This window comes from Nocardiopsis sp. CA-288880, from assembly GCF_050955985.1.
Lineage (GTDB): Bacteria > Actinomycetota > Actinomycetes > Streptosporangiales > Streptosporangiaceae > Nocardiopsis > Nocardiopsis tropica.
In genome coordinates this window covers 3128665-3150815 of the sequence record NZ_CP192105.1, presented here as the reverse complement: position 1 = coordinate 3150815, position 22151 = coordinate 3128665, and the positions used below count along the sequence as shown (strand labels likewise).

Here is a 22151-nt window from a genome sequence, read left to right as displayed (position 1 = left end):
CCCCCGTGACACGGGGACTGTCGTGGGGTTGAGCACTGCTCTCCCGGGCCCTGCCTCACGGCGGGACCCGATCTCACGCCCGCTAGGGTGCCCGTGTGACCACCCAGTGGACCATCCACGGTGAGAAGCTCGTGGACGAGAACAGGCACATCCGGCTGTCGACCGTCGACATCACCCTCCCCGACGGGGTGTCGTTCACCCAGTACGTCGTGAAGATGCCCCCGGCCGCGATGACCCTCGTGATCAACGATGCCCGAGAGGTGCTGCTCATGCGCCGGCACCGGTTCATCATCGACCAGTGGGTGTGGGAGCTGCCCGGCGGCTACGTCAACACCGCCGAGGACGTCGAACTCGCCGCCGCCCGCGAGGTCGAGGAGGAGACCGGGTGGCGCCCCAGGACGATGGAGCACCTGGTCACCTTCCAGCCCGCCATCGGGTCCGTGGACCAGCCCCAGATCATCTACCTCTCCCGCGGCGGCGAGGCCACCGACACCGTCCCGGACGTCAACGAGGCCTCCGAGATCCGGTGGTGGCCCATCGAGGACGCGGTGGCCATGATCGCCCGCGGTGAGATCGTCGGAGCGTCCACGGTGGTGGCTGTGTACCGGGCGCTCAGCCTGACGTGAGGGCCCGTGCCCGCTCGCGGAACACCAGCACCTGCGGCATGCTCGCGTGCGGGCGGTGTGCACCAGGCACGCCACCAGCGCCAGCCGCTTGACGGGGTCGTAGCGCGAGAGCGTGTCGGCGTCCTGGGCGAAGATCTCGGCGTTGACCTCGCCGCGGATGCGGGTGGCCATCTCGTCCAGGGTGGAGAACTCCGGCAGCTCCACCGATGCCTCCACCAGGCGGTCCAGCGCGGCGTTGATCAGATCTGGCAGGTAGTTCCTGGACCGGGCGGCCTCACGAATCGCCTCGGCCGCGATCGTGCGGGCCCGCGGCGGGTCGTAGGTCCCGCCCTGGCGGGTGCGGACCTGCTTGCGGTGCCACTTGGCGGTGCGCCCCGACCCGTGATCGGGTTCGACCTCGGCGTCAAGGTCCAGGCGGCGCCGCACGTGGTCGACCACCTCGGCGGGGACCTCCTTCTGGTCGGGGAAGCGCGCCATCTTCCGGTGGCACTTCAGCGCGAGCAGCACCGCGAACAGCGCCTCGGGGGTGTTGGTCGGCCCGGCCGCCCACGTGACCTCGTCAGCGTTGGGGGTGAAGGACAGGTGCAGTATCCGCGCGGAGGTCAGCTTGGCGAACCGGGGGTAGACCGTGCTCGCTCGAGGTCACCGGCGGCCCTCTCCAGAACGGGGGCAGGGGGTCGCGGACACGGTAGTCAGGGGCCGGTCAGGAGTGTGGGGGTCTCACCGAACCGCAACCCGACACGGGCTTGCATCACGGGGTGGTCGGGGCCGTTGCCCCTTTCGGGCTTACTCGGTTCGCCCCCCGGGCAGCAGCGGTTCGATCATCGCCCACAGCTCGTCACCGATATGCCATGGCTTCGGCCGCGCCACCCAGCACCCCAGGACCATCGCCTCTGTGATGATCCGAGCACGCTCGGTCCCATTCCGTTAGAAATTCTCAGCCCTTGGACGAGGAGGTCGTTGCTCGGCAGGCGCCGGCATGACACCGGCTTGAAGAGCGAGGATTACCGCGTGCACGCGGTCACGTGCGCCGATCTTCGTGAAGATGCGTCCCACGTTGCTCTTGACGGTCGACTCTGCGAGGTGAAGCCGCGCAGCGATCTCGGCGTTCGTCGCCCCCCGCGCGATCTCGAGGAAGATCTCATGCTCACGGGGGCTGAGCCCCGCGACGGCGATACGCGCCGACGAACTCGACGCCGCCTGCGGGGAGGCCCCGCTGGTGAGTCGCGTGAGCAGGCGGCGCGTGGCGCTCGGCGCGATCACCGCGTCACCGGCGGCGACGGCGCGGATGGCGGAGAGGATGTCTTCGGGCTCGGCGTCTTTGGTCAGGAACCCGCTCGCTCCCGCCTCCACCCCCTCGATCACGTACTCGTCGAGGTCGAAGGTGGTCAGCAGCAGCACCCGAACCCCTGGAGCGACCTCGACGATCCGCCTCGTCGCCTCAATACCGTCGGTGCCGGGCATCCGCACGTCCATAACGACGACATCAGGGCGCAGGCGCAGCGCACGCCGGACGGCCTCGGCTCCATCCGCCGCCTCACCCACGACCTGGAGACCGTTCTTGCCGGAGAGGAACATTCGCATGCCCATCCGGTGCAGCGCCTGATCATCGACGAGGAGCACCCTCATCCGACTCGACCTTCCATGGGGATCACGGCCCGCACGAGCCACCCGGCGGCCGTCGATCCGACCTCCAGCGCGCCACCGAGCGCCTCAACACGTTCCCTCATACCGAGGATGCCGTGCCCGTAGCCCGAAGCGGCCGGGCGATCGGCCTCCGGAACGGCGCCACTGTCGGCGATGGTGACGACCACATCGCGCGCGTCGACGGCGACCCGCACCCTCACGGCTGCCCCTCCCCCACCATGGCGCAGCGTATTGGTGAGGGCTTCCTGCACGATCCGGTACACCGCGAGCTGGTGCCCAGGCGGTAACCCCTGGAGATCGCCACGGCGTTCGTCATCGACGTGCAGGCCCGCATCGCGCACCGCACCGATCAGGGCACCCAGTTGCGACAGGCCGGGCTGCGGCGCGAGCGGGAGGAGGCGTTCGTCATCCGCGGCCCGGAGCAGGCGGAGCGCGTGCCGCAACTGACCGACCGATGCCCGGCTCACCTCACCGATGGCCGCGAAGGCGCGTTCGGCTTCTTCCGGCGATGACCGCACCACGTTCTGGCCGCCCGCGGACAGCGAGGCGATGACGGAGAGGTCGTGCCCGATGAGATCGTGCATCTCACGTGAGATTCGCGACCGTTCGGCGGCCACCGCCGCCCGTGTTGCTTCGTCGCGGTGCCGTTGCTCCGCCTCACGGGTGCCGCGCGACTGCGATCCGGCCAGAAGCGCCACCGCGCTCATGGCCGCCACCGGCAGCAGTGCCGATCCGCGTTCATCGAGTGCGAGCTGGTCGGGCTCCGCCGCACCGGCGAACGCCGCGAGCGCCACCACGCCCGCGAGGGCTGCGGCGGACGCGAGCGCCCTCCTCCGCCGCAGCCCCACGTGGAAGAGCAGTATCCATATGGCGAGATGACCCCACGGTGGCGCCTCCCCGAGGAATCCGCACACCACGATGCCCGTGCTGAGTGCGACGCTCGCGACGGCGAGCGCGAGCAACGGCGCTCGTCGGCGGAGCGCGACCGCGCCGCACGCGATGAGCAGGAACGGCGCTCCGACCGGACGGAGGCCCACCGAAGCGCTCGTGCACGCGAGTGCGACGAGAAGGGCGAACGCGACGTCCCACACGAACGGGTGCGAGGCGTCGAACGCCCGCACACGTGTCCATCGCCCTCCCATGCCCGCCTCCTCCATCGACTCAGCCGTCGAACTTCTTCAGACGCCACCACGCGCTTCCGCCGAGCGCGGCCAACCACGCCCCCAGGATGATGATCGCGGTGACGGTCCCGTACGGCTCGGTGCTCAGTCCGCCCGATCGCATGATGTTGATCGCTGCGAGGGGCATGTAGTCGATCACGCCCGCCAGCGGCTCGGGGAGGAAGGCCGGAAGTATCTGCGGCCCCATCTGGAACAGACCGAAGTACAGGCAGATCGCGCCCGCGGCGTTGCGCAGCAGCCACCCCAGCAGCACGCCGAACAGTGCCCCGTACGGCAACATGAGCGTGCCGCCGAGCGCTCCCCAGAACATGTCGGGGGCGAACAAGGACATCCCCACGGCCGAAGGGACCGTGCCCGCGGCCTGGAGCAGCAGATACAGCAGAACGGTCGTGGGGGCCGCGAGGATCGCGGAGACGCCCGTGACGACCGCGGTCTTCGCGAGCATCACCCCCGTGCGGCGGGGCGCGACGGTGAGGCTCGTGCGGATCGAGCCGCTCGCGTACTCGGAGCTGACGCTCAGCACGCCGAAGACGACGAGCCCGAGCATCCCGACCGGATAGATGCCCGTCCATCCGAACGGGATATGACCCGCGTCGGCGCCGCCGAGCGTCGTGCCGTCGATGATCATGTACGCGCACAGCCCGATCGTCAACGCGAAGGCAGCCGTCAGGGTCATCCACAGAGGGCGGACCGACCAGAGCTTGCGCCACTCCGAGCGCAGCAGCCCGGCGGCGGTGATGCGCTCACGGCCACGCGACGCTGCGACGGAGGGAAGGGCGGGAGGGATTCTCATGCGGCGACCCTTTCGCGAAAGGTGTATTCCACGGCGTTCCGGGTGATCTGCATGAACGCCTCCTCGAGCGAAGCGCGTTCGGTGGCGAGCTCGTGGAGCGTGATGCCCTGGGCCGCCGCTATGGTGCCGACCTCGCGAGCGGTGTGTCCGGTGACGACGAGGGTGCCCTCGTCGACCCGTCGCACCTCGATGCCGGACGCCTGGATCGCGTCGGCGAGGCGTGCCGCGTCGGGCGACACCACGCGGGTCGTCTGCGGCGCGACCGACTCGATGACATCGTTGACGCTTCCCGCGGTGAGCAGTCGTCCCTGGCCGATGACGACGAGGTCTTCCGCGATCAACGACAGCTCGCTCATGAGGTGCGACGAGAGGAAGACGGTTCTGCCCTCGGCGGCGAGCCGCACGAGTAGTTGGCGGAGCCAGAGCACCCCGTCGGGATCGAGCCCGTTGACCGGTTCGTCCAGCACGAGCGCGGCGGGGTCGCCGATGAGCGCGGTCGCGATGCCGAGCCGTTGGCCCATGCCGAGCGAGAAGCCCCCCGCACGCTTGTCGGCGACGGCTCCCAGGCCCACCATCTCCAACACCTCGTGCGCTCGGGCACGCGCGATGCCATGGGTCTCGCCCACGACGAGGAGATGGTTGAGGGCGGTACGGCCGGGATTCACCGACCGCGCGTCGAGCATGACGCCGAGATGCCGCACCGGGTCGGGAAGGTCCTGATACCTCCTGCCGCCGATGGTGATGTCGCCGTGGGTCGGCCTGTCGAGGCCGACGAGCATGCGCATGGTGGTGGACTTCCCGGCGCCGTTCGGCCCGAGGAATCCGGTGACGACACCCGGACGGACGGTGAAGCTGAGGTCGTCGACGACGGTCTCGTCGCCGTACCGTTTGGTGAGGTTGTTACTAACGATCATGCCTTCCATCCTGGAGTTCGCCGTTCCGCGCGGCATCGGCCCGCGGTACCGCGCACTACCGACCGTGGTACCGCTTGCCGTCGGCGGCGTCGCCCTCCTCCACGAGCGCCCGCCCCGCGCGCAGATGCGCCACGGCGTCAGCGGCGGTGAGCGCCATCGCGAGCGCCGCGTCGACGGCCGCGCCCTCGGCGGCGGGACCGATCGCCTCGCCGGTGAAACCGGGCGTGTGCGGGGCCGAGGAGCACCCCTCGATGGCGATGAGCGGATGGATGGAGGGGACGGCGCGAGAGACATTGCCCATGTCCGTCGAGCCGCCCGCCGTCCCCGCGTACGGTTGCGGCGAACGCCCGAGGGCGGCGAGGTTGCGGTCCCACGCGCGGGCGAGCACGGGGTTCTGCACGACATCGGCGTACGTGGGCCCGGTGTGTTCCCAGCTCCACGAGCAACCGGTCGCGATCGCGCCGCCCTCGAAGCAGGCGAGGACGCGCCGCCGGGCTGTCTCTACGGCCTCCAGCGTGTCGGCACGCACCTCTGCACACACACGTGTCGACGACGGGATCATGTTCGTCGCCTCGCCACCCTCGGCGACGAAGGCGTTGGCCCGCACGCCGTCGGGGAGGTGCTGGCGGAGGAGCCCCAGCGCGACGAGTCCGACCGTCGCGGCGTTCGCCGCGTTGGCCCCCTCCGGGCTGGGGGCGCCCGCATGGCCGGGGAGCCCCTGGAAGGACAGGTCGAATCGTGCCACAGCCTGCGTGCGCACATCGGCGCAGCGCAGGTCCTGTCCGGGTCCGCCGTGGACCATGAGGGAGAAGTCGACGTCGTCCCACGCCCCTGCCTCCAGCATGAGGATCTTGCCGCCGCCGTGCTCCTCCGCCGGGGTCCCGAGCAGTCTCACCCGGATGCCGAGGGTGTGGGCGACCCCCGCCAGCGCGATTGCCGCACCGACGCCGGCCGCGGCGATGATGTTGTGTCCGCACGCGTGACCGATGCCCGGAAGAGCGTCGTACTCGGCGCAGACCGCGACCGTGACGTCCCCTTCACCGAAGCTGGCGTCGACCGCGGTGTCGAGCCCGAACGCGCCCACGCGCACCGCGAATCCCTCGGCGCGCAGCACGTCGGCCACGCGGGCGGCCGCACGGTGTTCGGCGAAGGCGAGTTCGGGATGCCGGTGGATCTCGGTGCTCAGGGCGAGGACCTGCTTCCTCCAGCGCACGTGCGAGGCGCGCAGGGCGTCACGGAGCTCGTCGGTCGCGGAGTGGGACGTGGGCGGTGGGGCGATGGTCATCGTTCCTCGATCTGTTGGAAGGCGGGGCGGAGGCGTCGTACGACGGTTCGGAGGAGGCGGACACCCGGATGTTCAGCGCCGCGGCGGCGAGTGCAAGGGCGCATGAGGGCGAAGCCGCCTGCGGCGGATGCTCCCGAGAGGGAGATGACCGCCCGGACGAGCGCCCCCGTGCTCTGGCTCGTCACGCGGACGACCGTGCACTCCAGGAGGAAGGCGGCGACCCCGAATGTCGAACGCGCTCGGGGAGGTCTTCACCGCGCGGAGTGCCTCCACGCGGTTCCACCGGGAGGGACAATGCTCGCTCCACCCAGCAACATCGCCCCGTAAAATGCAGTTTCATGAACATGGATGACCGCCAGCCGCAGATTCAGAGTCTCGATGAGACCGACAGGCGACTGATCCAGGCGCTCCAAATCAACCCGCGAGCCCGGTGGTCCGCCATCGCGCCGATCATCGGCGTCGACTCGGTCACGCTCGCCCGACGGTGGGAGCGGCTGTCCGAACACGGTCTGGCGTGGGTGACGGGCCACCCCGGCGCCGAGGCCCGCGGACCATCGGCCATCCTCGAAGTCGAGACCGAGCCGGGCGCCACTCTGGAGATCGCGAGCGCACTCGCCGCCGACCCCGAGGCGTTCACGATCGATCACACCGCCGGTGGGCGCGACCTGCTGGTGATCGTCGGCGCGTCCGACCTGGACTCGCTGGGCGAGTACGTCATGGGCAGGATGCGCCGGCTCTCCGGCGTACGCGCCACACGCACGCTCCTCCTCTCCTCTCCGTTCACCGACGCCGGCCAGTGGCGCCTGCGTTCCCTGTCGGCGGAAGAGGTGGTCTCGGTCGAGCGCACGATCACCGCGCCGGTGGCCGCGCGCGGACGGGTCGAGCCGCAGCTGGAACACGACCTGTTGCAGATCCTCGGACACAACGGACGTGCCACGGTGACGAACATCGCCAGGGAGCTCGGCGTGGGACAGCGCCGGATCCGTGAGGCGTTCGCGACGCTCAGCGCCCGGGGACGCTTGGTCGTGCGCACCGAGGTCGCACGCGCCCACTCGGGGTGGCCGGTGCACGCCTGGTACTTCCTGCGGGTGCCGACGACCATGGCCGAGCAGGTGGGCTCCGCCATCACGCGACTCAAACAGGTGCGGATGGCCGTGTCGACGATCGGCCCCCACAACCTCGTGCTGTCGGTGTGGATGAGAGACCTCACCGACGTGCAGCGGCTCGAAGCCGCCATCGAGAAGAGCGTTCCCCGCGTGTCCATCGCGGATCGGTCGGTGGTGTTGCGCAGCCTGAAGAAGGAGGGGCGCTACTTGCATACGGGAGGACTGGCAACCGGCACAATGGTGCCACTTCGGACCTCGATACTGCGTCAGCGGTAGTTTCTCGGTGCTGGATCATCAGATCGCTGGCTCTCTCGGATTCGAGACCTAACGTAACGGTCTATGACGCCTGCCCAGCCAACCTTCGGGGTCTTCGATCTGTTCACGGTCGGGATCGGCCCGTCGAGTTCTCACACTGTCGGCCCGATGAAGGCCGCCACCGAGTTCGCCGCCTCGATCGAGGAGAGCGGCGTGATCGAGCGCGTGGCAACTGTGCGCGTCGAGATCTTCGGGTCCTTGGCCGCGACGGGCGCGGGGCACGGCACGTTCACAGCCGTGCTGCTCGGACTGACGGGAGCGCGCTCGGACGAGATCACGCCCGAGGAGTTCACCGCGCGGCTCGACGAGATCACCCGCTCGGGGGTTGTCGAACTCGGCGGGCGGCGTCCCGTGCCGTGCCGGATCGGGGACTTCGTCCTGCGCCCGCTGACCGTGCACCCGCGACATCCCAACGCCCTCTCGTTCACCGCCGTCGATTCGGTCGGAGACGACCTCTGGACACAGACCTACTTCTCGGTCGGCGGCGGGTTCGTCGTGCGCGAGGGTGACGACGCCTCCGCCTCCTCGACGCAACCGCGCACCCCGCCTCTTCCGTTCCGCTCAGGAGCGGAGCTCCTCGCCGTGTGCGACGCGACCGGACTCACGGTCAGCGAGGTGATGCGCGAGAACGAGCGCGCTCGTCGCCCGGACGCCGAGATCCAAACAGGCCTTCGCCGCATCTGGGACGTGATGGAGTCGAGCGTGCGCTCCTCCCTCGGGCGGACGGGTGTGCTGCCCGGCGGCCTGAGAGTACGACGTCGCGCGGGTGCGTGGGCGACGCGACTGGACGCGGAGGACCCCGACCACGACGGCGAGCACTGGCAGCAGCGGGTGAACCTCATCGCCCTTGCCGTCAACGAGGAGAACGCGAGCGGCGGGCGAGTGGTGACCGCCCCGACGAACGGAGCGGCCGGCATAGTCCCCGCGGTGCTGTACTACGCGCTGCACTACACCCCCGCGGCCCGATCGGGCGGCGAAGGCACGCGCGCAGACATCATCGAGAGGTTCCTCCTCACCTCTGCGGCGATCGGCACGCTCTACAAGGCCAACGCCTCGATCTCGGGCGCGGAGGTGGGATGCCAGGGCGAGGTCGGATCGGCGTCGTCGATGGCCGCAGCGGGGTTGGCTGAGATCCTCGGCTGCACCCCGCGCCAGGTCGAGAACGCCGCCGAGATCGCCATGGAGCACAGCCTGGGCCTCACCTGCGATCCCGTCGGCGGACTTGTGCAGGTCCCGTGCATCGAACGCAACGCGATCGCGGCGTCGAAGGCCGTCAACGCCGCGCGGATGGCGCTGTGGGGCGACGGGGATCACCGCGTTTCGCTCGATCAGGTGATCGCGACGATGCGTGATACCGGCGCGGACATGAGCGACAAGTACAAGGAGACGGCCAGGGGAGGCCTCGCCGTCAACGTGGTGGAGTGCTGACCCGAGGGGAGAGCGCGCTAAAACACACCGTGCTCACAGAGGGGCGGGTATTCGACGGCGCGTCGACCTCGTGGGGCGACCTCGCCGTGGCGGGCGATCGCACCGTCGACGCGGGGCGTCGGGCCGGACGGTGGCAGGTCCATCGATCCCCTGCTGCGCGGGGATGCCCGGCTCGTGCCGACTCTGTCAACGACCTCAGCGATCGTGGATGCAACTGACCACGGCGAACTGATCCTGGTGGGAAGCCTCGCACCCGCCCGGGAGAGGCGCCCGGCGGGCCGCCACCGCAGACGCCGCGGCGCCGCTCCGACAGGGAGCCCCGGCGCTATCGCGCCCGGGAAGATCGCCGACCCCGTCGTCGCGGACGGACGACTCGAAGGTCGGGGGGACCGCGCGACCGTATCCGGCACGTCACCGTCGGCGGGCAGCGCGTGCGGGGAGAGGTGGGACGACGCACGCGGCGTCGCCCCACCTTCAGCGCACCTCGGAGAGAAACGCGACGATCGCCGCCGCCGCACGGGCGGGCCGCTCGTTCTCCCACGTGTGACCGCTCCCGGAGAGCACCAACACGTCGGCGCGCGGGATCTCGTCCGCCATCGACAGCGCGTCCGCCACGGGAACCACGGCGTCGTCACGCCCGTGCACGACGAGCGTCCCAGCGCTGATCGGCCCGAGGCGTCCACGAGTGTCGAACGAGCGCGTCGCGGCGAAGCGCCGCATGAGCGCGTCGTCGCGATCCGGCGGCGTCGGCGCTCCGCGCCCCATCGGCGCGGACGCCGTGGCCGGTGCCATCCGCGCGAGGAGAGCCCTGGCGCGCTCCTCGGCGCCGTTCTCAAGCGCGCCGAGGAGCTCTGCCACGGGGCCGGCGATACGCTCGTCGCGGAACGGGGCCTGCGACGTCGCGCCGAGCACCAGGCCGCCCAGAAGGTCGGCGTGGCGCAGCGCGAAGGCCTGTGCCACCATCCCTCCGAACGACGTTCCCAGCACGTGCGCGCGGGTGAAGCCGAGTGCCCCGATCAGCGCGGCGAGGTCGTCGGCCAGATCGTCGGTCGTGTACGCCGACGGCTCGAACACGGTGTCCCCGCGATCACGCTGGTCGTAGGTGACCACGGTGAAGGAGGCTTCCAGATACACGCGGAGCTCGTCGAAGAGCTCCTGCCCGACCTGCAGACCGTGGAGGAGGACGAGGGGAGGACCGGCGCCGTCGGCACGGAACGAGGTGAACCCCGAACCGGTACGAACGAGCGACGCCGTGCCCCCGTTCATCCGTGTCACCAGACCTTGCGCTCGCGGGCGTCCGCGACCAGATCGGGGTCGGGGATGAGCGTCTTGGAGGCCACGGTCGCCAGCGACTGCTGCGAGAAGTGGAAGCCGAAGTCCTCCGTCACGAGCTTGCGCCACGGGCGGTTGAGGATGCTGTGCGTCGACCAACGCGCGAACCGCGGTCGCTTCATGATGTCGCGTGCGAGTTGCCATGCCTTGGGCAGGAGCTCCTCGCGTGGCAGCACATCGCTGACGAGACCGTATTCCAATGCTTTGGGGGCGGGGATCCCGGCCCCGCTGTAGATGGCGTACGCGGCACGCTTGGTGCCCATCAGGTGCTGCAGCGCGAGCGCGAGGCCGTCGCCGGGCGCCGTGCCGACCATGAAGTGCGGGTCCATGAAGTCGGCGTCCTCGGCGGCGAGCGTCACGTCGCACATCAGAGCGAACTCCGTGTGGATCCCGGGCCCGTTGACGGCCGCGATGGTGGGGACGTCGATGTTGTTCACGAAGTTCTCGATCAGCTTCCAGGCATCGATCGTCTGCTGGAAGATGTAGTCCGGCGTCTCTTCGACGAGCGGCTTCGGCCAGGTCTGACGCGGGTCTCCCCGGAACCAGGTGTCGCCCGTTCCCGTGATGATCAGCACGTGGTTCTCGGGGTCGTTGCCGACGTCCTGCCACACGCGGCTCCAGGCGTTGTGCGCGGCCCAGTTGTGCACGTACGGGCCGCCGTCCGTGTGCAGGCGCAGTTCGAGGATGCCGTCCTCCCGGCGCATCTCGAAGAAGTCGGCGTAGCGCTCCGAGTACTCCTCCAACGGAGTGGGGGCGACGTGGCCGTCCCATCCGAAGCTCGACGTGTCCGCCATGGTGAGTCCCTTCGTCGGAGCGAGCCCGTCCCGCCCGTTAATGAGACAGATTATCTCGATAAGCGCAATCGAGGATGGTCTGTCCGAGAGTTCGCAGGGAATGCACTCACAGCGGCGAGCCGATGAAGATTCAGCACCCTATTCGGCGTGATCCCGCCACAATCCAGCCATCACGAGCTCGACGATCTCGCGCGCATCACTCAGCGAGAAGGGCCGCGACCGGCGCAGGACGAACCACTGCACGGGCCCCGAGAGCATCATGTTGACGAAGGGCGCCTCCGTCTGGGGCAGCTGTCCGGCCTCGGCCGCCCGATCGAGACGGCGCTGCAATTCATCGGTACGACGGTCCAGAAGCTCCAGCCCCATACGATGCAGTCCGTCGGCTTCACCGACGCGGCGCAGAAGGATCTGTAGCGCCGCACGACCGGCCGGGGACGTGGAGGCCTCGGCGAACGAGTACACGAAGGCCGTGAGATCGCGGGCGATATCGCCGGTGTCGTCGATCGGCACCGACGTCTCGGCGAATCGCGCGAGCACGTCACGGAAGAGGTCGTCGCGACTCGGCCACCGTCGATAGACCGTGGCGCGACCGACTTGCGCGCGGAAGGCGAGTTCCTCGTACTGAAGGCCCTCGACCCCCTGTTCGGCGAGAATTTCGAGCGCCGCCGCCCACAACCGCTCGGTCACCTGACGCGTGCGCCCACCGGGACGACGCGCCCGCTCGGGCTTCGCCGTCATGCGCCCTGGGCCTCCCATCCGATGTCTCGACTTCCACTGCTGTACGACGGCCGCGAGTCGAACTCAGTCGATGATCGCAGTTTCGCTCACTTACGCCACCGTCTTTCCTGCACCGAGGCAGTTCTCCGCACTCATTTCCTGCATCTTCGGGGATGCGACGTCATTCTCTCAGAAGGCGGGCCAGGGGCACGGTGTCGGACGCCTCCCGGCCCACGTCGAAGCTGTAAGAGGTCATGGCCTCGGAGACATACTCGACCTGGCGGGTTCGGGTACGCCGGTTCCCGGGGTTCGCTGCCGTCGAGCTGGAGCAGATGTCGGAGGGCTTCCACCCGCCGCAGGGGTATGTCCTGGTCGACAACCACCCCGGGTGGCGGGCAGTGTGCGACAAGCTGCTGTCCAGCCCCGTGCTCCGTGAAACGACGCTGTCCCCCGCCCCCTGACCTGCCTCCCTTGAGGATGTGGTGTGTTGAGGCCCCCGCGTCATACCCGAGCCCGCTGCGCCGAGCCCGGCTCGACCAGGGCGCCGCCCTGGAGCAGGTGTGCGCGGAGTTGGACGCCCTCACCCCGTGTCCGCGGCGGGCGGCCGGGCCCGGTGTGGGTCTTGGACGCTTGCCTGGACACCGCCCCCGTCGGCGACGTCGACGTAGGGAAGCACGCTCGGTGACCGCCACCGGTGAGCGACGGTTGTGGGTCCAGGAGCCGGGCAACCCGCTCCTGGGCGTGCCGGGTGGTGCAGGAACAGGCGGTGCGCGTCCTCGGAGGGTAAGCGGCGTGGGTCGGCACGCTCCGTCTTCTGCGTCTCCCTGACTCTGCGGCAGAGAAGTTCGAGCGGATGGCTCCGAGTTGCGCGAACCACGAGAGCGGGCATCAGCCGAGGCCGGACGCGACCTGGTTCGCGTGCCGCACGGGACAGGTCGGAGCCCGCGGGGAAGAGACTGAGCGGGCCCGGCCCCCGCCCACTGATCCACGTGGGCGGGGGGTCCCAGCAGCCCTCCACCGCGCTCCATACCCACGCGTGTGGGGCCCGCTCAGACGGGGCGGTCGCGGAGCTCGCGCTTGAGGATCTTGCCCGAGGCGTTGCGCGGCAACTCCTCCACCAGCCGCACGGCCTTGGGCACCTTGAACGGCGCCAGGCGCTCCCGCACGTGCTCCACCAACAGCCCCGGCAGCGCGTCCGCGTCCGCCCCCGGCGCGGGGACCACGTAGGCCGTCACCGCCTCGATCCACTTCTCGTCGGCCGTCCCCACCACCGCGGCCTCGGCCACCCCGGGGTGCGCGAACAGCACGTCCTCGATCTCCCGGGAGGCCACCAGCACGCCGCCCGTGTTGATCACGTCCTTGATCCGGTCCACGACCTCGATATAGCCACCGGCGTCAGCGCGGACCAGGTCACCGGAGTGGAACCACCCGTCCCGGAACGCCTCCGCCGTCTCCTCCGGCTTGTCCCAGTACCCCTGGCACAACTGCGGCGACCGGTACACCACCTCGCCCAGCTCCCCCGGCGCCACGTCCCGGCCCCGCTCGTCCACCACCCTCAGCTCCACGAACAGCACCGCCCGCCCCGCCGAGGCGGGCCGCCCGGCGTGCTCCTCCGGGCGCAGCACCGTGGCCAGCGGGCCGATCTCGCTCTGCCCGAAGCAGTTGTAGAACCCCAGTCCGGGCAGGGCTCCCCGCAGCCTCTCCAGCACCGGCCCCGGCATGACCGACGCCCCGTAGTACGCCTTGCGCAGGCTGGACAGGTCACGTCCGCCGAAGTCCGGGTGGCCGGCCATCGCCACCCACAGGGTCGGCGCCGCGAAGAACGCCCCGTGCCGCCCCTCCTCGATCCTGCGCAGCAGGTCCGCCGGGTCGGGCGCCTCCACCAGCGTGTTGGCCGCGCCCACCGCCAGCCACGGCATCAGGAACACGTGCATCTGGGCGCTGTGGTAGAGCGGCATCGCGTGCAGCGGCGCGTCGTCGGCCCGCAGGTCCAGGCCGGCGACGCACGACAGGTACTCGTGGACCAGCGCCCGGTGGGTCATCATGGCGCCCTTGGGGCGGGAGGTGGTGCCAGAGGTGTACAGGAGCTGCACCAGGTCGGTGTCGCCGACCTCCGCGTCGAGTTCGGGCACCGGCCCGTCCAGGCAGTCGGCGAGCAGGGAGCCCGGCCCGTCGCGCAGTTCCAGGACCTGTTCGACCCCGGTCTCCGCGCGCAGGTCGTCGACGGCCGACCGCAGGGCGGGGTCGACGAGGGCGATCGTGCTGCCCGACTGCCCCAGGAGGTAGGCGAGCTCCTCCCCCCGGAGCGCGTAGTTGATCGGCACGTGGACCAGCCCCGACCGGGCACAGGCCAGGAAGCCGATCAGGTAGGCGTCGGAGTTGCGCCCGTAGGCGGCGACGCGGTCCCCCTTGACCGCGCCGAGGCCGAGGAGCCGGGCGGCGGCCCGTGTGACGGCCGCGTCCAGGTCGGCATAGGTCCAGGTGCGGTCCTCGAAGGTCAGCGCGGTGGCGTCGGGCGAGCGGGCCGCGCTGCGCCGGAGGACGCCGTCGACGGTGCTGGATGTCGTTGAACCGTTCATGCCCCTGTTTTCCGTCGGTCGGTGAGGCCCGGGGGCCTCCGGCACGCCCCCATCCTGGAGGGTGGCGGAGGCCGCGGCAACCGTTCGGGGGCGTTCTCGGGGGACGGACCGCGACACGCGTCCCGCCCCCGTGCCGCGTTGCGACTCCGCGTGACCGGGGGGCGACTCCTTCGCCCTTGCCCGCAAGCGTCCCGTGGTCATACGTTTTGCGGTGTTCACGAGTCACCGGGTGGGAGAAACATGAAGATCCTTGTCGTGGGTGCCGGGGCCGTCGGCGGCTACTTCGGCGCGCGGCTGGTCCAGGCGGGCCGGGACGTCGACTTCCTCGTGCGGCCCGCGCGCGCCGAACTCCTCCGGGACAGGGGGCTGGTCCTGCGCGGTGTGGACGGCGGCGTGGAGAAGGTCCCCGTGTCCGCGGTGACCGCGGACCGTCTGGACGCCGGCTACGACCTGGTCGTCCTGGCCGTGAAGTCGTACGGGTTCGAGGCCGCGCTCGCGGACGCGGCGCCGGCGGTGGGGCCGGGCACCGTGGTCCTGCCGTTCCTCAACGGCATGCGGCACATCGACGTGCTGGTCGAGCGGTTCGGGGCCGAGCGGGTGTACGGCGGGGTGGCCATGGTGATGACCCGGCTGGACGGGGACGGCGCGATCGTCGAGGTCGGCAGGATGGGCCGGCTGATCTACGGGCCCCTCTCCGACAGCCCCGTGGCGGCCCCGGCCGACGTGCACGCCGTCCTGGACGCGGGCTCCTACTCGGCCACCCTCACCCGGGCCCCGCTCCAGGAGCTGTGGGACAAGTGGGTGTTCCTGGCGACCCTGGGCGCGTGCACGTGCCTGATGCGCGCGCCGATCGGGGCGGTCAACAGCGCCCCCGGCGGCCAGGAGTTCACGTCGGGGATGTTCGCGGAGGCCATCGCGGTGGCCACGGCCGCCGGGTACCCGCCCGGCCGGGAGGCCCGGGAGCGGGCCGACGCGATCATCGCGGACACGACGGCGACGACCACGACCTCGATGTACTGGGACCTGACGCAGGGCAACCCGGTGGAGGCCGACCAGATCGTCGGGGACCTGGTCGCCCGGGGGCGCGAGCTGGGGGTCCCCACCCCGCTGTTCTCGCTGGCCTACACCGCCTTGAGCGCGTACGCGGCAGGGCGCGCCTGACCGTCGGCGGCCGGGCGGCGTCCGGCGCTACCGGGCACGGCCCCGGGGCGCGGCGCCGGCTGGCGGGCCGCCGGCACCGCGTCACAGCGGGGGCAGGGCGGCGTCGCTCAGCGCGCCCACCCACATCTCGTCCCCGACGAACCGGCCCGCGGGGTAGCGCTCCAGCGCGCAGTGGTAGTGCTCGTGCCAGGCGTCGTGCAGGACCACGACCGTGTCCGGGCCCAGGCGCTCGGAGGCCGAGAGCAGGCACCGCCGCCGCATCCGCCCGTCGACGAACACCACGTCGAACGGTTCGCGTCCGGCCGGATAGTCCACGTAGGCGTCCAGGTCCACCCCGCGGTCGGCGTGGTTCTGCGCGGGCCGCAGACGCGTCCGGTTCCAGCAGACCGCCGTGACGCGGCTCGTTCCCGGCGTCCCGGGGACGGTGAGGGCGGCGCCGTCGTCGGGGTAGCGCACCTCCGATCCGGGACGGGCGGTGAGCGGCGGCAGCACGTGCTCGTCGAAGAACGCCCGGTCGTACTCCAGGGCCGTCCACTCGTGGGCCGCCCCGCGCTCGGCCAGCACCCGTGTGAACTCCACGGTGCTCTGGCCCGACCCCCACTCCAGCACGCGCAACGGCCCGTCCCGCCGCGCGGCGAACTCCAGGACCGCCAGGAGGAGTTCGCCGTCCCGAAGGCTCATCCACGCGTGGGGGCTCCGGGCCTCGCGCCACGCCCCCGGCCGCAGTCCGCTCGCGTCCATCCGCCGCTCCTCGTCTCGTTCAGGCCAGTACCAGCAGGTCGATCCGGTCCGTCACCGGCTCGCGGACGCCGGTGCGCCGCTCGCGCACGGCCGCGGCCCGCAGCCGTGCCGTCCCGCGCGTGAACTCGGCGTCGCTCAGGCAGCGCAGCATGCCGTCCCCGTCCCGGCGTACACGCGCCGCCAGGTCGGCGGCCGAGTCGGCGAAGGGCTCGCGCACCGACGCCGTCTCGCGGGGCGTGAAACCGGCCTCCGCGAACACGGCCAGCGTGCGGGCCAGGGTCGGCCGCCCCCGCGCGGCGCGCACGCCCTCCGGGAAGAACTTCGCGTAGGCACGGGTGTGCGCGTACTCCGGGAAGGCCTCCCGGACCAGGACCGGCGCCCCCGGCGCCAGGACCCGGCGCACCTCGGACGCCAGCCCCGCGAGGTCGTCCACGTGGTGCAGCACCCGCGAGAGCCAGGCCGCCGACCCGGTCCCCGGCGCCAGGGGGAGGGCCGGCGCCCCGCCCGCGACGAACACCGCGTCCCCCCGGTGGGCGCGCGCCAGGGCCGCGGTGTCGGGGTCCACGCCCACCACCGGTCTGCCGCTCCAGCGGGCGAGGGCGCCCGCGCAGTCCCCCGCCCCGCAGCCCACGTCCAGGACCGGGCCCGGCCCCAGGCCGCGCAGGTGGCGGGCCGCCCCCTCCCACACGGCGGGCAGGCCCCCGGCGCGGTCACGGCCCGACGGGCGTCGCGTGCCGGTCACGTCGTCCCCTTCCCTGAGCGGCGCGCCCGCCCCGGACGGCGGGCCGCCCCAGGACGGCGGACCGCCCCGGGAGGGCACGCCCGCCCGGGACGGGCGCCGCCCCGCACGTGTAGCGTGCGCCCATGGACGCCTCCTCCTGGGACGCCGCGCTCGACGCCTGGCGCCCGCCCGCTCCCCCGGAGTCGGCGCCGGCCCGGGAAGCGGCTCTCCAGACCGCCCTGACCGACGACGCCGACGCCACCGGATCGCCGTCCTTCGACCGGGCTCGCCGGGCCCTCACCGACGGCGCCGCGGTGCTCGACGTGGGGTGCGGCGCGGGCCGCGCGTCGGTCGCGCTGGCCGCCGACGCCCCGGGGGCCGCGCTGGTCGGTGTGGACCCCAGCGCCGCGCTGCTGGAGGCGTTCGCCGCCCGCGCCCGCGGGGCCTCGGTCCCGGTCCGCACGGTCCTCGGCTCCTGGCCCGAGGCCGCCGCGCGCACGCCCTCCGCCGACGTCGTCGTGTGCCACCACGTGCTCTACTACGCCGCCTCCCTCGTGCCGTTCGCCCGTGCGCTCACCGACCGGGCCCGGCGGCGCGTGGTCGTGGAGATCCCCTGGGAGCACCCCCACGCCTGGATGCGCCCCCTGCGGGCGGCCCTGGGCGAACCGGACCGCCCCGACCCGCCGACCGCCCCGGGGGCGGCGCGCGTCCTGCGCGGCCTGGGCCTGCGGGTGCGGATCCAGGAGTGGACCGACGACGCCGATCCCTGGTGCGGACGCGCCGGGGCCCTGGCGCGCCATGTCGGCGACCGGCTGGGATCGACCGACACCGACCGCGTCCGCGCCCTGTTGGACGAATACGGCCTTCCCCCGCGCGGCAGGCGCATGGCCACGCTGTGGTGGCCGCCGCCCTGACCGCCGGCTCACCCGCCGGAGATGCACGGCAGGACGTGGATGCGGCTGCCGGGAGGGACCGGGACCTGGGCCAGGCTGCTGCGCCGCAGGTTCTCCTCCTCCAGGAAGACGTTGACGTGGCGGCGGATACGGCCCTGCTCGTCGCGGATGCGCCCGTGCAGCGCCGGATAGTCCGCCAGCACGCGGGCGAACACCTGCTCGGCGCTGGCGTCGGCGGGCACGTCGATCGACAGCGTCGCCCGTCCGCCCGCGAGATCGCGCAGCACGCCGGGGATGAGCATCTGGACGGCCATCGGGGGCTCCTTCGGTCAGTGGCGCAGGGCGCGCAGGGTCAGGACGTCGGGCAGGTGTTCGGCGACGGTCTCCCACGAGTCGCCGTCGTCGAGGCTGGCGTAGACCTGGCCGCCGCGCGTGCCGAGGTAGACGCCGGCCGGGTCCCCGTCGTCGGTGCTCAGCGCCTCGCGCAGCACCGACGGGTAGAAGTGCTCCTGCGGCAGCCCCTTGACCAGCGCCTCCCACGTGAGCCCCGCGTCGCGGGTGCGGTAGGGGCGGCACCGGGCGTCGGGCGAGATCCTCTCGGTGTCGGCCACCAGCGGGTAGACGTAGAAGGTGCCGGGTCTGCGGGGGTGCGCCACGACCGTGAAGCCGAAGTCCGCGGGCAGGCCCTCGCCCACGGGGGACCACGTCGCCCCCTCGTCGTCGCTGCGGTACACGCCGAAGTGGTTCTGCAGCATCAGCTGCTCCGGCGCGGTCGGCACGCGGGCGATCTTGTGCACGCACTGCCCGTACACCGGGTAGCGCACCGGCAGCGAGGTCGACTCGATGCCCTCGTTGGAGGGGTTCCAGGTGCGGCCGCCGTCGTCGCTGCGGTAGACCCCGCCCGCGGCGATGCCGATCGTGAGGCGGTCGGAGTCGTCGGGGTGCGTCAGCACGGTGTGCGTGTACAGGGCCCCGGCCTCGGGGATCCAGTCGATCAGCGCCTGGCGCTGCGGGTGGTCCCACAGCTCGCGGACCAGGTGGAAGCTCTCCCCGCCGTCCTCGGAGCGAAAGAGCGCGGCGGGCTGGGCCCCGGCGTACACCAGGCCGGGGCGGTCCGGGCCCGCCGGGCGGATGTCCCACAGCCGCACGAGGGAGGCGCCGGTGTCGGCGGGGAAGGCGACGGCGGCCTTGGGGCTCTCCTGCCAGGTGGCTCCCAGGTCGTCGGAGCGGAACAGGCCCGGGCCCCAGTGGCCGTGGCTGGTGCCCACCAGGATGCGGGGCGTGCTCGGGCGGGTGTCGACGGCCAGGCAGTGGATGGACTGCATCAGCAGGTGGGGGCCCTCCAGCTCCCAGGCGCTGGTGCCGTCCAGCGCCCGGTGCGCGAGGAACAGCCCTTTGCGGGTGCCGATGACCAGGGTCACCTTCTCCATGGGTCCTGCCTTTCTGCTGGGGGACGGTCGGTGTCGGGCGCGCGGCGGGAGCGGAGGCGCCGCGGCGGTCGGGGCACGGCGCGGTCGCGGGGCGCCGCCCCGCCGCGCGGGGTCAGCGCGCGGCCCGCGGGCGCGGGGCGGCGGCCTGGTCGAGGTGGGCGTGGACGAGGAGCGCGGCCCGGTCCGCGCCTCCGGCGGAGTGGATCCGGGAGCGCATCCGCGCGACCCGCTCCCGTGTCCCCGGATCGGCCGCCAGGAGGTCGACCGCGGCGCGCAGCGTGTCGGGGGTGACCCGCTCGGGCGGCAGGCGGACGCCGAGCCCCAGGTCCTCGATCCGGCGCGCGACGGCGTCCTGTTCGGGGGTCTGCGGCACCGCCGCGACGGGCACGCCCGCGGCGAGGGCCTCCATGGTCGATCCCATGCCCGCGTGGCAGACCATGACCCGCGCCCGGGCGAGCACGGAGGGCTGCGGGACGCGGGCGTGGACCTCCACGTTGGGCGCGGGCCGCCCCAGCTCCCCGGGCGACACGCGCTCGCCCACGGCCAGCACCGCGTGCCATCCCGTGCCCCGCACCGCCTCGACGCAGGACCGGTAGAACGCGGGGCGCCGGTTGTAGAGGGTGCCCAGCGCCACCAGGAGGACGGGGCCCGCCTCCGGGGGCGGACGCCACCGCGACCGCGCGCGCCCGCGCGACAGGCACGGGCCGACGAAGGCGAACGCGTCGGGGGGAAAGGTCTCCGACGCCTCGTGGAAGCCGCGGGGCTGGAGGACGAGCGACAGCCGCTCCCGTGGGGCGAACAGGGCCGCGGCCCGCTCGCGCGCCAGGCCGTGCTCTGCGGCCAGGTCCAGCAGCGCGGGGTCGGGTGCGGCGGGGGGCAGCCCGGCCAGGTCGGGGTAGCGCTCGGCCAGGAGCGGCGCGAGGCTGAAGCCCGGGCCGGCCGCGACACCCGTGAACACCTGGACCCCGGGGACCCCCCACAGCGCGGTGAGCACCCGCGCGGCCGGTCCGACCGCGGTGTCGTAGACCACGGCGCGCGGGCGGGGCGACCCCGCCCGGGCCAGTGCCGTCCGGGCCTGCGCCACCCCCTCCCGGGCCAGCATGGCCCTCAGCTCCAGGGCCCGCGCCGCGGTCCGGGGGGACGGAAGGGCGGCGGGGACGGGCCAGGTGGTCGGGTAGGCGAGCGGGCGCGCACCGCTCGCCCTGACCGCGCCGGCGAACTCGTCCGAGGCCAGGAACTCCACGGGAAGGCCGCGCGCGACGACGCTCTCGGCCAGCGCCAGGGTCGGGATCATGTGGCCGTGGGCCGGGATGCCGGCGAACAGGACCGGTCCGTCCCGCACCGGTCAGCCCTCCGCCGGGGCGTACGGCGACGCGCCCGCGGTGGTCGTCCGGTGCAGGACCCGGGGCAGGTCCGGCGGCAGGTCTCCGGCGCGGTGCAGCACGCGGGAGTTGTCCCACACCACGACGTCGCCCCGGCGCCAGCGGTGCCGGTGGACGAACCGCTCGCGGGTGGCGTACTCGTGGAGTTCGGCCACACCGACCGTGACCGGCTGGCCGTCGGGGCGGTGCAGGCTGGCCATGCACAGCTCGTTGAGGTAGAGCGCCGGGGTCCCGGTCTCGGGGTGGGCCCGCACCAGCGGGTGGACGGTCGGGGGGTACTTGCCGGCGTAGCCCTGTTCCAGCGGGGCGCCGTGGGCGCGGGCGCGGAGCCGGGCCACGGTGTCGTACGAGTGCACCGCCTCGGCCCCGTCGATCACCGGGCGCCACTCGTCGCTCAACTCCCGGTAGGCCGCCGTCATGTCGGCGAACAGGGTGTCCCCGCCCTCGTCGGGGACGACGTCGGCCCGCAGGACGGTGTACCGCGTGGGCTCGGGCAGGAACGACCGGTCGGAGTGCCAGTGGGTGTTGCCGACCACGGGGGTGGCCCCGGCGTTGCGGACGACCAGGATGTCGGTGCTCTCCGGGTGGTGGTTGCGCATGTCCGTCACGATCTCCGGGGGACCGAGGAGGCGGGTCAGCGCCACCTGCTCGGACGGCGCCAGCTCCATTCCGCGCATAATGACGACGGAATACGAAAGGAGCGCCTTCTTGATCGCGTCACCGTCGCGACCTGCCAGGATCTCGCGATTGTGCCCCACCACCTCGGTGACGAATCCCGGCCTGATCTCCCTGATTTCCAACGGAAAGCCTCCTTGAATGCCTCGGGCTTGGCAAACCTTATATGAGGCAGGAAAGAAATCATGGGTCACCATCCCGACACAAAATTATCACCAGGACCATCCGCCTCTCCACGTGAAAATCCCTGGTCGATATTATTCACTTGCGTCACACTGGAGCACGCACGCCCCACCGGCATCATGCCGCAGGTCCCGGCCTCCACAGGCCGAAGGGAAACAGAGGTCCATCGACCGGCAATCCGCCTCGGACGAATTCCCGCGCGAATGAGTAGGGATTGGCGAAGAATGCCCCTACCAGACTTCGATCGG

The 22151-nt window shown here is 72.0% G+C and carries 21 protein-coding genes and 1 pseudogene; 6 read left to right on the top strand and 16 right to left on the bottom strand.

What is annotated here, in order from left to right:
* Positions 1 to 95 precede the first annotated feature (95 nt).
* Entirely contained in the window at positions 96 to 626 is a 531-nt protein-coding gene (locus tag ACQPYD_RS13490) for an NUDIX hydrolase (RefSeq protein ID WP_433701325.1), read from the top strand.
* Between the two features lie 125 nt (positions 627 to 751).
* Here the strand turns inward: ACQPYD_RS13490 and ACQPYD_RS13485 are convergent.
* From ACQPYD_RS13485 to ACQPYD_RS13460, 6 genes and pseudogenes are all read right to left on the bottom strand, one after another.
* Positions 752 to 1232: pseudogene (locus ACQPYD_RS13485) on the bottom strand (DUF4158 domain-containing protein); the annotation flags it as partial.
* A 321-nt stretch (positions 1233 to 1553) separates the two neighbouring features.
* Complete coding sequence (locus ACQPYD_RS13480; protein WP_433701324.1) at positions 1554 to 2255, bottom strand: response regulator transcription factor; 702 nt, start codon at positions 2253 to 2255, stop codon at positions 1554 to 1556.
* Complete coding sequence (locus ACQPYD_RS13475) at positions 2252 to 3394, bottom strand: sensor histidine kinase (RefSeq protein WP_433701323.1); 1143 nt, start codon at positions 3392 to 3394, stop codon at positions 2252 to 2254. Before ACQPYD_RS13475 ends, ACQPYD_RS13480 begins: the two co-directional genes overlap by 4 nt.
* Before the next feature lie 40 nt (positions 3395 to 3434).
* Complete coding sequence (locus tag ACQPYD_RS13470) at positions 3435 to 4247, bottom strand: ABC transporter permease (RefSeq protein WP_433701322.1); 813 nt, start codon at positions 4245 to 4247, stop codon at positions 3435 to 3437.
* The gene (locus ACQPYD_RS13465) at positions 4244 to 5161 is read right to left on the bottom strand and encodes an ATP-binding cassette domain-containing protein (RefSeq protein ID WP_433701321.1); all 918 of its coding nucleotides are present in this window, start codon (positions 5159 to 5161) and stop codon (positions 4244 to 4246) included. Before ACQPYD_RS13465 ends, ACQPYD_RS13470 begins: the two co-directional genes overlap by 4 nt.
* Positions 5162 to 5216: 55 nt before the next feature.
* Entirely contained in the window at positions 5217 to 6446 is a 1230-nt protein-coding gene (locus tag ACQPYD_RS13460; RefSeq protein WP_433701320.1) for an amidohydrolase, read from the bottom strand.
* Positions 6447 to 6784: 338 nt separating this feature from the next.
* Between ACQPYD_RS13460 and ACQPYD_RS13455 the strand changes: the two genes are divergently transcribed.
* Positions 6785 to 7828 carry an Lrp/AsnC family transcriptional regulator gene (locus tag ACQPYD_RS13455; RefSeq protein ID WP_433701319.1) on the top strand — a complete coding sequence of 348 codons (1044 nt, stop codon included), beginning with the start codon at positions 6785 to 6787 and terminating at the stop codon, positions 7826 to 7828.
* A 63-nt stretch (positions 7829 to 7891) separates the two neighbouring features.
* Entirely contained in the window at positions 7892 to 9295 is a 1404-nt protein-coding gene (locus tag ACQPYD_RS13450) for an L-serine ammonia-lyase (protein WP_433701318.1), read from the top strand.
* Positions 9296 to 9769: 474 nt separating this feature from the next.
* Here ACQPYD_RS13450 and ACQPYD_RS13445 read toward each other — a convergent pair whose 3' ends face one another.
* The 3 genes from ACQPYD_RS13445 to ACQPYD_RS13435 all read right to left on the bottom strand — a co-directional run bounded on the left by ACQPYD_RS13445 (position 9770) and on the right by ACQPYD_RS13435 (position 12159).
* Positions 9770 to 10561, bottom strand: coding sequence for an alpha/beta fold hydrolase (locus ACQPYD_RS13445; protein WP_433702041.1), 792 nt, complete (start codon positions 10559 to 10561; stop codon positions 9770 to 9772).
* A gap of 5 nt (positions 10562 to 10566) precedes the next feature.
* Positions 10567 to 11421 carry an enoyl-CoA hydratase/isomerase family protein gene (locus ACQPYD_RS13440; RefSeq protein ID WP_433701317.1) on the bottom strand — a complete coding sequence of 285 codons (855 nt, stop codon included), beginning with the start codon at positions 11419 to 11421 and terminating at the stop codon, positions 10567 to 10569.
* A 138-nt stretch (positions 11422 to 11559) separates the two neighbouring features.
* Positions 11560 to 12159, bottom strand: coding sequence for a TetR/AcrR family transcriptional regulator (locus ACQPYD_RS13435; protein WP_433701316.1), 600 nt, complete (start codon positions 12157 to 12159; stop codon positions 11560 to 11562).
* 233 nt (positions 12160 to 12392) lie between these two features.
* On the opposite strand from ACQPYD_RS13435, the gene ACQPYD_RS13430 reads away from it, so the two are divergent.
* Complete coding sequence (locus ACQPYD_RS13430; protein ID WP_433701315.1) at positions 12393 to 12599, top strand: hypothetical protein; 207 nt, start codon at positions 12393 to 12395, stop codon at positions 12597 to 12599.
* A 588-nt stretch (positions 12600 to 13187) separates the two neighbouring features.
* Here the strand turns inward: ACQPYD_RS13430 and ACQPYD_RS13425 are convergent.
* On the bottom strand, positions 13188 to 14717 hold the full coding sequence (locus ACQPYD_RS13425; RefSeq protein WP_433701314.1) for an acyl-CoA synthetase: 1530 nt from the start codon (positions 14715 to 14717) through the stop codon (positions 13188 to 13190).
* A gap of 240 nt (positions 14718 to 14957) precedes the next feature.
* Between ACQPYD_RS13425 and ACQPYD_RS13420 the strand changes: the two genes are divergently transcribed.
* Entirely contained in the window at positions 14958 to 15878 is a 921-nt protein-coding gene (locus tag ACQPYD_RS13420) for a ketopantoate reductase family protein (RefSeq protein WP_433701313.1), read from the top strand.
* 81 nt (positions 15879 to 15959) lie between these two features.
* Here ACQPYD_RS13420 and ACQPYD_RS13415 read toward each other — a convergent pair whose 3' ends face one another.
* Positions 15960 to 16619 carry a hypothetical protein gene (locus ACQPYD_RS13415; protein ID WP_433701312.1) on the bottom strand — a complete coding sequence of 220 codons (660 nt, stop codon included), beginning with the start codon at positions 16617 to 16619 and terminating at the stop codon, positions 15960 to 15962.
* A gap of 19 nt (positions 16620 to 16638) precedes the next feature.
* Entirely contained in the window at positions 16639 to 17361 is a 723-nt protein-coding gene (locus ACQPYD_RS13410) for a class I SAM-dependent methyltransferase (protein ID WP_433701311.1), read from the bottom strand.
* A 122-nt stretch (positions 17362 to 17483) separates the two neighbouring features.
* Here ACQPYD_RS13410 and ACQPYD_RS13405 point away from each other — a divergent pair, with 122 nt between their 5' ends.
* A complete protein-coding gene (locus ACQPYD_RS13405; protein ID WP_433701310.1) occupies positions 17484 to 18254 on the top strand; it encodes a class I SAM-dependent methyltransferase in 771 nt (256 codons plus the stop codon).
* An 8-nt stretch (positions 18255 to 18262) separates the two neighbouring features.
* Here ACQPYD_RS13405 and ACQPYD_RS13400 read toward each other — a convergent pair whose 3' ends face one another.
* The 4 genes from ACQPYD_RS13400 to ACQPYD_RS13385 all read right to left on the bottom strand — a co-directional run bounded on the left by ACQPYD_RS13400 (position 18263) and on the right by ACQPYD_RS13385 (position 21845).
* On the bottom strand, positions 18263 to 18547 hold the full coding sequence (locus ACQPYD_RS13400; RefSeq protein WP_433701309.1) for a MoaD/ThiS family protein: 285 nt from the start codon (positions 18545 to 18547) through the stop codon (positions 18263 to 18265).
* A 15-nt stretch (positions 18548 to 18562) separates the two neighbouring features.
* On the bottom strand, positions 18563 to 19663 hold the full coding sequence (locus tag ACQPYD_RS13395; RefSeq protein ID WP_433701308.1) for a WD40/YVTN/BNR-like repeat-containing protein: 1101 nt from the start codon (positions 19661 to 19663) through the stop codon (positions 18563 to 18565).
* Positions 19664 to 19775: 112 nt separating this feature from the next.
* Positions 19776 to 21005 carry a macrolide family glycosyltransferase gene (locus ACQPYD_RS13390; protein WP_433701307.1) on the bottom strand — a complete coding sequence of 410 codons (1230 nt, stop codon included), beginning with the start codon at positions 21003 to 21005 and terminating at the stop codon, positions 19776 to 19778.
* Positions 21006 to 21008: 3 nt separating this feature from the next.
* Positions 21009 to 21845 (bottom strand): TauD/TfdA dioxygenase family protein, encoded by an 837-nt coding sequence (locus tag ACQPYD_RS13385; protein WP_433701306.1) that lies wholly within the window; start codon positions 21843 to 21845, stop codon positions 21009 to 21011.
* Between the last annotated feature and the right edge of the window lie 306 nt (positions 21846 to 22151).

What these genes read in the sequence shown, in the direction of transcription:
- ACQPYD_RS13480 (WP_433701324.1), bottom strand. Translation starts at nt 2,255, where the DNA reads ATGAGGGTGCTCCTCGTCGATGATCAGGCGCTGCACCGGATGGGCATG.
- ACQPYD_RS13470 (WP_433701322.1), bottom strand. Translation starts at nt 4,247, where the DNA reads ATGAGAATCCCTCCCGCCCTTCCCTCCGTCGCAGCGTCGCGTGGCCGT.
- ACQPYD_RS13465 (WP_433701321.1), bottom strand. Translation starts at nt 5,161, where the DNA reads ATGATCGTTAGTAACAACCTCACCAAACGGTACGGCGACGAGACCGTC.
- ACQPYD_RS13460 (WP_433701320.1), bottom strand. Translation starts at nt 6,446, where the DNA reads ATGACCATCGCCCCACCGCCCACGTCCCACTCCGCGACCGACGAGCTC.
- ACQPYD_RS13455 (WP_433701319.1), top strand. Translation starts at nt 6,785, where the DNA reads ATGAACATGGATGACCGCCAGCCGCAGATTCAGAGTCTCGATGAGACC.
- ACQPYD_RS13450 (WP_433701318.1), top strand. Translation starts at nt 7,892, where the DNA reads ATGACGCCTGCCCAGCCAACCTTCGGGGTCTTCGATCTGTTCACGGTC.
- ACQPYD_RS13445 (WP_433702041.1), bottom strand. Translation starts at nt 10,561, where the DNA reads ATGAACGGGGGCACGGCGTCGCTCGTTCGTACCGGTTCGGGGTTCACC.
- ACQPYD_RS13440 (WP_433701317.1), bottom strand. Translation starts at nt 11,421, where the DNA reads ATGGCGGACACGTCGAGCTTCGGATGGGACGGCCACGTCGCCCCCACT.
- ACQPYD_RS13435 (WP_433701316.1), bottom strand. Translation starts at nt 12,159, where the DNA reads ATGACGGCGAAGCCCGAGCGGGCGCGTCGTCCCGGTGGGCGCACGCGT.
- ACQPYD_RS13430 (WP_433701315.1), top strand. Translation starts at nt 12,393, where the DNA reads ATGGCCTCGGAGACATACTCGACCTGGCGGGTTCGGGTACGCCGGTTC.
- ACQPYD_RS13425 (WP_433701314.1), bottom strand. Translation starts at nt 14,717, where the DNA reads ATGAACGGTTCAACGACATCCAGCACCGTCGACGGCGTCCTCCGGCGC.
- ACQPYD_RS13420 (WP_433701313.1), top strand. Translation starts at nt 14,958, where the DNA reads ATGAAGATCCTTGTCGTGGGTGCCGGGGCCGTCGGCGGCTACTTCGGC.
- ACQPYD_RS13415 (WP_433701312.1), bottom strand. Translation starts at nt 16,619, where the DNA reads ATGGACGCGAGCGGACTGCGGCCGGGGGCGTGGCGCGAGGCCCGGAGC.
- ACQPYD_RS13405 (WP_433701310.1), top strand. Translation starts at nt 17,484, where the DNA reads ATGGACGCCTCCTCCTGGGACGCCGCGCTCGACGCCTGGCGCCCGCCC.
- ACQPYD_RS13400 (WP_433701309.1), bottom strand. Translation starts at nt 18,547, where the DNA reads ATGGCCGTCCAGATGCTCATCCCCGGCGTGCTGCGCGATCTCGCGGGC.
- ACQPYD_RS13395 (WP_433701308.1), bottom strand. Translation starts at nt 19,663, where the DNA reads ATGGAGAAGGTGACCCTGGTCATCGGCACCCGCAAAGGGCTGTTCCTC.